7 protein-coding genes are annotated in these 9,959 nt (G+C 68.6%); all 7 read left to right on the forward strand.

What is annotated here, in order from left to right; all coding sequences use genetic code 11:
- Positions 1-146 precede the first annotated feature (146 nt).
- Positions 147-728: an ANTAR domain-containing response regulator gene (locus QE379_RS15325; protein ID WP_307001823.1), complete on the forward strand. Its 582-nt coding sequence runs from the start codon at positions 147-149 to the stop codon at positions 726-728.
- Positions 725-1,936, forward strand: a complete 1,212-nt coding sequence (locus QE379_RS15330) for a CmpA/NrtA family ABC transporter substrate-binding protein (RefSeq protein ID WP_307001824.1) — start codon at positions 725-727, stop codon at positions 1,934-1,936. Before QE379_RS15325 ends, QE379_RS15330 begins: the two co-directional genes overlap by 4 nt.
- Before the next feature lie 275 nt (positions 1,937-2,211).
- A complete protein-coding gene (locus QE379_RS15335; protein ID WP_307001825.1) occupies positions 2,212-3,468 on the forward strand; it encodes a NarK/NasA family nitrate transporter in 1,257 nt (418 codons plus the stop codon).
- 28 nt (positions 3,469-3,496) lie between these two features.
- Positions 3,497-5,992, forward strand: coding sequence for a nitrite reductase large subunit NirB (gene nirB, locus QE379_RS15340; protein WP_307001826.1), 2,496 nt, complete (start codon positions 3,497-3,499; stop codon positions 5,990-5,992).
- On the forward strand, positions 5,989-6,327 hold the full coding sequence (nirD, locus tag QE379_RS15345; RefSeq protein ID WP_307001827.1) for a nitrite reductase small subunit NirD: 339 nt from the start codon (positions 5,989-5,991) through the stop codon (positions 6,325-6,327). Before nirB ends, nirD begins: the two co-directional genes overlap by 4 nt.
- Positions 6,328-6,469: 142 nt before the next feature.
- Positions 6,470-9,067: a nitrate reductase gene (locus tag QE379_RS15350; RefSeq protein WP_307001828.1), complete on the forward strand. Its 2,598-nt coding sequence runs from the start codon at positions 6,470-6,472 to the stop codon at positions 9,065-9,067.
- Positions 9,060-9,851, forward strand: coding sequence for a uroporphyrinogen-III C-methyltransferase (cobA, locus tag QE379_RS15355; protein WP_373461863.1), 792 nt, complete (start codon positions 9,060-9,062; stop codon positions 9,849-9,851). Before QE379_RS15350 ends, cobA begins: the two co-directional genes overlap by 8 nt.
- Positions 9,852-9,959 lie beyond the last annotated feature (108 nt).

Consider the following 9,959-nt stretch of genomic DNA (forward strand, 5'->3'; position numbering starts at 1 on the left):
CCAGATAATCTATTTTATTAAGATCGTTTTCGTTCGATGCAATCGCACGTGATTATACTCCGACATATGCCAAGGCAAGCGGCTTTGACAGGGATTGGGCGCCTTCGCCTCTTGTCGATCGGAAGCCGACGCGGCATCAAGCCGCCATGCGGATCGCGATCATCGATACCAGCAGCACGCGTGCCGCGATCATCTCCGATGGCTTGCGCGAGGCGGGGCTGACCGATCTGGTGGTGATCGATCCCACCGGGCCGCTCGCCGCTCAGGTCGAGCGCGCCGCGCCCGAGGTGGTGTTGATCAATCTGGAAAATCCCAGCCGCGACGTGCTGGAGGATTTCTTCGCCATGTCGCGCGCGCTCGACCGGCCGATCGCGATGTTCGTCGACCAGTCGGAGCCTGAGTCGACCATGGCCGCCGTCGATGCGGGCGTGTCCGCCTATGTCGTTGACGGCCTTGCCAAGCAGCGGATCAAGCCGATCCTCGATCTGGCGGTGCGGCGCTTCCAGGCCTTTTCCCGGCTCCAGACCGAATTGGCCGAGGCGAAGACCGCGCTGGCCGACCGGCAGGTGATCGACCGGGCCAAGGCGATCCTGATGCGGCGACGTGGGCTGGACGAGCCCGCCGCCTATGCGCTGCTCCGCAGCCACGCGATGACCAGCAACCGCCGCATCGCCGACGTGGCCGAGGCGATCGTGACCAGCGAGCAGTTGATGGGAGATCTGCCATGAGCCTCGACACCTTCCGCATCGGCTTCCTGCCGCTGGTCGACGCCGCCCTGCCCATCCTGGCGCACGAACTGGGCTTTGCCGAGGCGGAGGGGATCGCCATCGAGCTGGTCCGCGACGTGACCTGGGCGGCGGTGCGCGACCGGCTGCTCTATGGCCATACCGATGCCGCGCATCTGGTCGCGCCGCTCGCCATTTCGACCGCGCTGGGCCGTGACCGACCGGCGGTGCCGATGGCGGTGCCCTTCGTGCTGGGGCTGAACGGCAATGCCCTCACCTTCTCGACCGCGCTGGGCGAGGCGGTCGGCCTGGGCGAGACTTTGGGCGATCCGGTCGCCATCGGCGTCGCACTAAAGGCAGTGGCGGAGCGGCGGCGGGACGCGGGCAAGCCGCTGCGCTTCGGGGTGGTGCATCGCCATTCCAGCCACAATTACATGCTCCGCTACTGGCTGGCGGGCGTCGGCATCCGCCCGGACACGGATGTCGCGATCATCGTCACCAGCCCCCCCTTCGCCGCCGACGCTCTGGCCGCCGGAGAGGTGGACGGAATCTGTGTTGGCGAGCCGTGGAACTCCATCGCGGTCGATCGCGGCGTGGGTCGTATCGCGCTCGCCACGGCGCAAATCTGGCGGCGCGGCGTCGAAAAGGTACTGGCGATGCGCGCCGACCGGGCGGAGGAGCGACGCGACGGCGTGCTGCGGCTGATCCGGGCGCTCCATGCGGCGGCGGCGCATTTCGTCGATCCCGAGACGGTCGAACAGAGCGCAGCCATACTGTCGCGCCCGCACTATCTGAACGCGCCGGTCGATGCGATCCTGCGCGCGATCACCGACCGCATCCGCGTGGTGCCGGGTGGCGAGCCGGTCCATTATCCCGATTTCATGTTCCAGTATCGCGAGGCGGCAAACTTCCCGTGGCGCAGCCAAGCCGCCTGGCTTTATGCCCAGATGGTGCGGTGGGAGGGGCTGCCCTTCTCGCCCGAGGATGCCGCGACCGCGCAAGACGTGTTCCGACCCGACCTCTACCGCGCCGCGCTGGCCGGATCGGGCGCGCCTTTGCCGGGGGCGAGCTCCAAGCTGGAGGGCGCGCTGGTCGAGCCGATCGGGGCGGGATCGACGCAAGGGCGGCTGGTGCTGGGGAGCGATCCCTTCTTTGACGGGCGAGCGTTCGATCCCGATGATATCCCAGGGTATCTGGCGGGACTGCCTTAAGTCCTCCCCGGTACGGGGAGGATTGATATTGCTGCATTTGCGAAAGCCTCTTGCGCCGCACCCGCGAATCAGGCAAATTTTCGATTCGCCCGGCAATGGCGTCGGGCACGAGATAGCAGCGCAGGCCGCTCCAACGACGGGGTAGCGCGCTGGCGGAAATGGGGCGACCCCATTGTCCGTTTGGAGGCAACGAAGCCGCCAGGATGCGACCCGCAAGGGCACCGCGTCCTGGCGGCTTTTTTCGTTTTGGGCCCTGGGCCCGTGGGGACGGCACTATGGCGACGGCATTCTGGAACGACACCGAAAAGACAAAGCCCGATAGCGGGGCCGATGACGGCGGCTTCTGGTCGAGCGGCCATACGCCGACCCTGATCGCGGCGTTCCTCTATTTCGACCTGGCCTTCATGGTCTGGGTGCTGCTGGGCCCCCTCGCCCCCCAGATCGCGACCAGCCTGGGGCTGACCCCGGCGCAAAAGGGCGTGATGGTCGCGGTGCCGACGCTGGCGGGTGCGATCCTGCGCGTGGTCAACGGCCTGCTGGTCGACCGGATCGGGCCGAAGCGCGCGGGAGCGATCAGCCAGATCATCGTGATCGCCGGGCTGTTTTCCGCCTGGGCGCTGGGCGTGACCAGCTTCGGCGGCACGCTGGCGCTGGGCGTGGTGCTGGGCTTTGCGGGTGCGAGCTTCGCCATCGCCCTGCCGCTCGCCAGCCGCTGGTATCCGCCCGAGCATCAGGGCAAGGCGATGGGCCTGGCGGGCATGGGCAATTCGGGCACCGTGCTGGCCGCGCTGTTCGCGCCTGCGCTGGCCAAGCTGTTCGGTTGGAACGCGGTGCTGGGCCTCGCTTGCCTGCCGCTGAGCCTCGTCTTCATTGCCTATATGATCATAGCCAAGGACGCGCCGGGCGCACCGCTGCCGCGCCGTCTGGTCGAGTATCTCGCGCCGCTGAAACAGGCCGATGCCTGGTGGCTGATGGGCTTCTATGCCGTCACCTTTGGCGGGTTCGTGGGCCTCGCCGCCAGCCTGCCCATCTATTTCACCGACCGGTTCGGCCTGACCCCGGTTCAGGCGGGTTACGCCACCGCCGCCTGCGTCTTCGCCGGATCGCTGGTACGACCGATGGGCGGCGCGCTGGCCGATGCGATCGGGGGCGTGAAGGCGCTGATGGCCGTCTTCGCCGCCGCCGCCGTCACGCTGACGGGCGTGGCGATGGTCGACGGCTTTGCCGCCTCGCTCGCGCTGTTCGTCCTCTCCATGCTGGCGCTGGGCGTCGGCAACGGATCGGTGTTCCAGCTGGTGCCGCAGCGCTTCGCCGCCGAGATCGGCGTGATGACCGGGCTGGTCGGCATGGCGGGCGGTATCGGCGGCTTCTACCTCGCCTCGTCGCTGGGCATCGCCAAGCAGTGGACCGGCAGTTTCTCCAGCGGCTTCCTGATCTTCGCCAGTCTCGCGCTCGTAGCGCTGGCGGGCCTGATGCTGGTCAAGACCCGCTGGCGCCGCAGCTGGGGCGCGGCCGAGGGCGTGCGGATCTGATGCTTTTCCTCTTCCACGGATCGAACCGATGAAACACGAAGTCCTGAGCGCCGCCAAGGCCGACACCCGCGAGCACTTGATCGTCATCGGCAACGGCATGGCCGGTTGCCGCGCGGTCGAGGAATTACTGGCGCGCGATCCCGCACGCTACCGCATCACCATCTTCGGTGCCGAACCGCTGGTGAACTATAACCGGATCATGCTGTCGCCGGTGCTGGCGGGGGAGAAGACGTTCGACGAGATCGTCATCAACGGGCTGGACTGGTATGCCGACAACGGCATCACCCTGGTCAGCGGCGATCCCGTCACCGCGATCGACCGCGAGGCGCGGACGGTGACCGCCAAGAGCGGCATGGTGCTGGATTATGACCGGCTGCTGATCGCGACCGGTTCCGACCCGTTCATCATCCCGGTGCCCGGCCACGACCTGCCCGGCGTCATCAGCTTCCGCGACATGAAGGATGTCGAGCATATGCTCGCCGCCGCCGAAGCCGCCCGATCAAAGGGGGGTGGCAGCGCGGTGGTGATCGGCGGCGGCCTGCTCGGGCTGGAGGCGGCGCATGGCCTGTCGCTTCGCGGCATGAAGGTGACGGTGCTCCACCTGATGCCGACCCTGATGGAGCGGCAGTTGGACGAGGCGGCGGGCTGGCTGCTCAAACAGGCGCTGGAGGCGCGGGGCCAGACCGTGCTGTGCGGCGCGGACACCGCCGAAATCGTCGGCGACGGCAAGGTCACGGGCGTTCGCCTTAAGGACGGGCGCGAGATCCCCGCCGATCTGGTGGTGATGGCGGTCGGCATCCGCCCCTCGGTCGCGCTCGCCCGCGCCGCTGGCCTCGAGGTCGGGCGCGGGATCAAGGTGGACGATCATATGGTCACCTCCGACCCGCGCATCCTGGCGGTCGGCGAGTGCGTCGAGCATGATGGGCAGGTGTACGGGCTGGTCGCGCCGCTCTGGGACATGTGCCGCTCACTCGCCGATGCGCTGACCGGCGCACCCTCCGGCTATCGCCCCACCGCCACCGCGACCAAGCTGAAGGTCGCCGGGCTGGACGTCTTCTCGGCGGGTGATTTCGGTGGCGGCGACGGCGCGGAGGACATCGTGCTGCGCGACGCGAGCCGCGGCATCTACAAGCGCGTCGTGGTCAGGGACGACCGCATCGTCGGCGCGGTGCTGTACGGCGATACCGCCGACGGCAACTGGTATTTCGACCTGCTGAAGAAGGGCGAGAGCGTCGCCGACATGCGCGACGCGCTGATCTTCGGCCAGGCCTTCGCCTCGGGAGGGGGGCAGGCGGACCCTAAGTCGGCCGTTGCGGCGCTTTCCGACGAGGCGGAAATCTGCGGCTGCAACGGCGTGACCAAGGGCAAGGTCTTCGCCTGTATCGACGGCGGCGCGCACAGCCTGGATGCGGTCCGCTCCGGCTGCAAGGCCTCGGCGAGCTGCGGATCGTGCACCGGCATCGTCGAGAACCTGCTGGCCTTGCGGCTCGGCGGCGAGGTCGAGGCGGGGCCGAAGACCATGTGCAAATGTACCAGCTTCGGCCATGACGATGTCCGTCGCGAAATCGTCGCCCAAGGAATGCAGTCGATCCCCGAGGTGATGCAGAAGCTGCACTGGTCGACGCCCGACGGCTGTTCGTCCTGCCGCCCGGCGCTCAATTACTATCTGCTCTGCGCGCGGCCCGGCGAGTATGTCGACGACCAGCAGAGCCGCTTCGTCAACGAGCGGATGCACGCCAACATCCAGAAGGACGGCACCTATTCGGTGGTGCCGCGCATGTGGGGCGGGATCACCAGCCCCAAGGAACTGCGCGCGATCGCCGATGTGGTCGAGAAGTTCAACGCGCCGATGGTCAAGGTGACCGGCGGCCAGCGGCTCGACATCTTCGGCATCAAGAAGGAGGATCTGCCCGCCGTCTGGGCCGACCTGAACGCCGCCGGCATGGTCAGCGGCCATGCCTATGGCAAGAGCTTGCGGACGGTGAAGACCTGTGTCGGCTCCGAATGGTGCCGTTTCGGCACGCAGGATTCGACTGGCCTCGGCGTCAAGCTGGAACGGGCGACCTGGGGCAGTTGGATGCCGCACAAGTTCAAGATCGCGGTGTCGGGCTGCCCGCGCAACTGCGCCGAGGCGACGATCAAGGATTTCGGCGTGGTCTGCGTCGACTCGGGCTATGAACTCCATGTCGGCGGCAATGGCGGGATCAAGGTCCGCGCCACCGACCTGCTCTGCAAGGTCGCGACCGAGGAAGAGGCGATGGAGATGTGCGCCGCCTTCATCCAGCTCTACCGCGAGGAGGCGCGCTATCTGGAACGCACCGCGCCGTGGATCGAGCGGGTCGGGCTGGCCTATATCCAGTCGCGGCTGCTCCCCGATGCGGAGGCGCGCGCGGACCTCGCTCGCCGCTTCTTCCACTCGCAGCAATTCTCGCAGGAAGACCCCTGGGCCGAGCGCGTCGCCGGGGCCGAACGCGAAATCCATGCGCCGATGGCGCGCTTCCAGCCGGTTGGAGAGATGGCATGATTGGCGAGTGGCTCGATATCGGCTGGGTCGAGGAAATCCCCCTGCGCGGTGCCCGCACGGTCCAGGTCGAGGGCGGCGACGACATCGCCGTCTTCCGCACCGGCGAGAACAGCGTCTTCGCGCTGCTCGACCGCTGCCCGCACAAGCATGGCCGCCTCAGCCAGGGCATCGTCCATGGCGGTGCGGTGGCGTGCCCGCTGCACAATTGGCGGATTTCGCTCAGCACCGGCGAAGCGCTGGGCGAGGACAAGGGCTGCACCCCGACCGTGCCGGTGAAGATCAGCGGCGGCCGCGTGCTGATCTGCCGCGCCTCGACGCTGAAGGCGGCGGCGTGATGCGAGCGCAATTCCTCTCCTGCAAGGGGAGGTGGCAGGCCGAAGGCCTGACGGAGGGGTGTCGACCTCCCCATAGCGCGACACCCCTCCACCACGCCCTGTCGGGCGCGGTCCCCCTCCCCTTGCAGGGGAGGAATGACGTATGACGATCCGCACCACCTGCGCCTATTGCGGCGTCGGCTGCGGCATCCGCGCGACCGTGACCGGCGACCGGCAGGTCAGGATCGAGGGCGATCCCGACCACCCCGCCAATCGCGGCAGGCTCTGTTCCAAGGGCACCCATCTGGGCGAGACGGTCGGGCTGGAGGGCCGCCTGCTCCACCCGATGATCGGCAAGCGCCGCGCGTCGTGGGACAAGGCGCTCGACCTCGTGGCCAAGCGCTTCCGCGACACCATCGCGCAGCACGGCCCCGACAGCGTCGCCTTCTACGTCTCGGGCCAGTTGCTCACCGAAGACTATTACGTCGCCAACAAGCTGATGAAGGGGTTCATCGGCTCCGCGAACATCGACACCAATTCGCGCCTCTGCATGTCGAGCGCGGTCGCGGGCCACAATCGCGCGTTCGGCGAGGACGTGGTGCCCGCCTCCTATGAGGACATCGACGCCGCCGACCTGATCGTGCTGGTCGGCAGCAATACCGCCTGGTGCCACCCGATCGTCTATCAGCGCATCCGTGCGCGCTGCGACGCGGGCGCGAAGCTGGTGGTGATCGACCCGCGCCGTACCGAGACGGCGGAACAGGCCGACCTCCACCTCGCGATCCGGCCGGGCAGCGACGTGGCGCTGATGAACGGCGCGCTCGCCTGGGCGCGGACGGCGGGGGTGGTGGACGAGGATTTCCTCAGCGCCTCGCTCACCGTGCCCGAGGATTTCTGGACCGTGCTGGACAAAGGCAGCGATCTCTGGTCGGTCGCCAAGACCTGCGACGTCGCCCCCGCCGACCTGCGTCGCTTCTACGAATGGTTCGCCGCCACCCCGCGCACCGTCACGCTGTTCAGCCAGGGCATCAACCAGTCGACCGCCGGCACCGATCAGGTCAACGCGATCCTCAACCTGCACCTCGCGACGGGGCGGATCGGCAAACCGGGCGCGGCTCCCTTCTCGATCACCGGCCAGCCCAATGCGATGGGCGGGCGCGAAGTGGGCGGGCTCGCCTCGACGCTGGCGGCGCATATGGATTTCGCGCCAGACAACCGCGCGCGGGTGCAGCGTTTCTGGGCCTCCCCCGGCATCGCCTCCAAGCCGGGGCTCAAGGCGGTCGATCTGTTCCGCGAACTGGGCCAGGGCCGGATCAAGGCGCTGTGGATCATGGCGACCAACCCCGCCGTGTCGATGCCCGATGCCGGTTCGGTACGCGAGGCGCTGGCCGCCTGCCCCTTCGTCGTGGTCAGCGACGTGATCGCCGAGACCGACAGTTCCACCTATGCGCATGTCCGCCTGCCCGCCGCCGCCTGGGGCGAGAAGGACGGCACCGTCACCAATAGCGACCGCACGATCAGCCGCCAGCGTGCGTTCCTCCCCCTGCCCGGCGAGGCCAGGCCCGACTGGTGGATCGTCAAGGAAGTCGGCCGCCGCATGGGCTGGAAGACCGCCTTTTCCTATGACCGCCCCGCCGAGATCTGGCGCGAGCATTGCCGCCTGTCCGCCTATGAGAATGACGGCACCCGCCTGTTCGCGCTGCCCGGCCGGTCGAGCGGCGGCCATGCCGAATATGACGCGATGGAACCGTTCCGCTGGGGCGGCACGCCCTTCGCCGATGGCCGTTTCCCGACGCCGGACGGTCGCGCACGGCTGGTGCCGGTCGTGCAGAAGCCGATCCCGGCCCCCTTGCGCGACTGGCCGATGACGCTCAACACCGGGCGTTATCGCGACCACTGGCATACGATGACCCGCACCGGCCTCGCCCCCAAGCTGGCGCGCCACCGCGAGGAACCCTTGGTCGAGGTCCACCCCGACGATGCCGCACGGCTGGACCTGACCGATGGCGGCTTGGCGCGCGTCGGCACGCCGCAGGGGGAAAGCCTGTACCGCGTGTCGGTCGTCGCCAGCCAGCGGCCAGGCGAGCTGTTCGTGCCGATCCACTGGACCGACCGCACCGCCACCGGCGGGCGCACCGGCCTGTTGCCGCGACCGCTGACCGACCCCTATTCAGGCCAGCCCGGCTTCAAGCGCACTCCCGCCAGCATCGCGCCCGTCGCGACCCGCTGGCGCGGCTTCGCCATCTTGTCGGGTGAGGCGAATACGCCGCCGGACTGCCTCTGGGCGACGCGCATCGCGGTCCCCGGCGGCTGGCTGTGGGAGGTGGCGGGTGACGGCGATCCGGTAACGCTGGACGCCATGCTCCCCAAGGGGCAGCGGATCGAGGCCAGCGACCCCGCGCGCGGATCGCGCCGCGTCGCCGTGATCGCCGAGCACAGGCTCGCCGCCGTCCTGTTCGTCACCGAATGCGGCGAACTGCCCGGCCGCGACTGGTTGATCACGCAATTGAGCGCGGCCGACGTGGCCCCCAATATCCTCGCCGGTCGCGCGCCCGGTGCCCAGTTCGAACGCGGCGCGATCGTCTGTGCCTGTTTCGACATCGGAGTCCGCACGATCGTCTCCGCCATCCGCGACCAGCAACTCGCCGACGTCGCCGCCATCGGCGCGGCGCTGGGTGCGGGCACCAATTGCGGATCGTGCCGCCCCGCCCTCGCCCGCCTGCTCGCCGAAACCCAGGAGCCCGCCCATGCGCATGGATGATTTTCCCGCCGGTTCGGTCTGGCTGGTCGGCGCGGGGCCGGGCGATCCCGACCTGCTGACCCGCAAGGCCGAACGGCTGATCGCCGCCGCCGATATCGTCTTTTACGACGCGCTGGTCGGACCCGGCATCCTGGCGCTGATCCCCGACACGACCGAAATCTACAGCGTCGGCAAGCGCTCGGGCCGCCACTCCAAGGACCAGGGCACGATCGACAGCCTGATCGTTGCAGCAGCACTGTCGGGAAAGCGCGTCGTCCGGTTGAAGGGCGGCGACCCGTCGATCTTCGGCCGTTCGACCGAGGAGATCGACGCCTGCCGCGCCGCCGGGATCGCGGTCCAGGTCTGCCCCGGCATCACGGCGGCGAGCGCGGCGGCGGCCTCGGGCAGCATCTCGCTGACCCTGCGCGGCCTGTCACGCCGTCTGACCCTGGTCACCGCGCATTTGCGGGAGGGCGAGCCCCTGTCGCTCGACTGGCAGGCACTCGCCGCCCCCGATGCGACGCTGGCCGTCTATATGGGCCGCGCCGCCGCGCCGGAGATCGCACGCCGGCTGATCGCGGCGGGCATGCCGCCCGAAACGCCGGTGATGATCGCGGTGAACGTCTCGCTACCGACCGAAAGGCTGATCACCGGTCGCCTCGACGCGCTGGGCTTCCTGACGCGCACCATCGGCGACAGGGACCCCGCCCTGCTCCTGATCGGCAAAGCGATCGGCGCACGCCGGGCGGGCGGTGGTCTTCACTCGGGCCAATGCTCGACCTTGACAGCCCCGGACGTTCGTTAGCTTCCACGTCGCCCAGGACCACTTGCGGCGGATATCCATCCATCGCCCGATGAGTCATTCAGGCCCCGCCCCCTTCAAGGTGGCGGGGCCTGCAATGTCATTCCTTTA

Origin of the sequence: Sphingomonas sp. SORGH_AS_0879 (assembly GCF_030819175.1) — a bacterium.
Lineage (GTDB): Bacteria > Pseudomonadota > Alphaproteobacteria > Sphingomonadales > Sphingomonadaceae > Sphingomonas.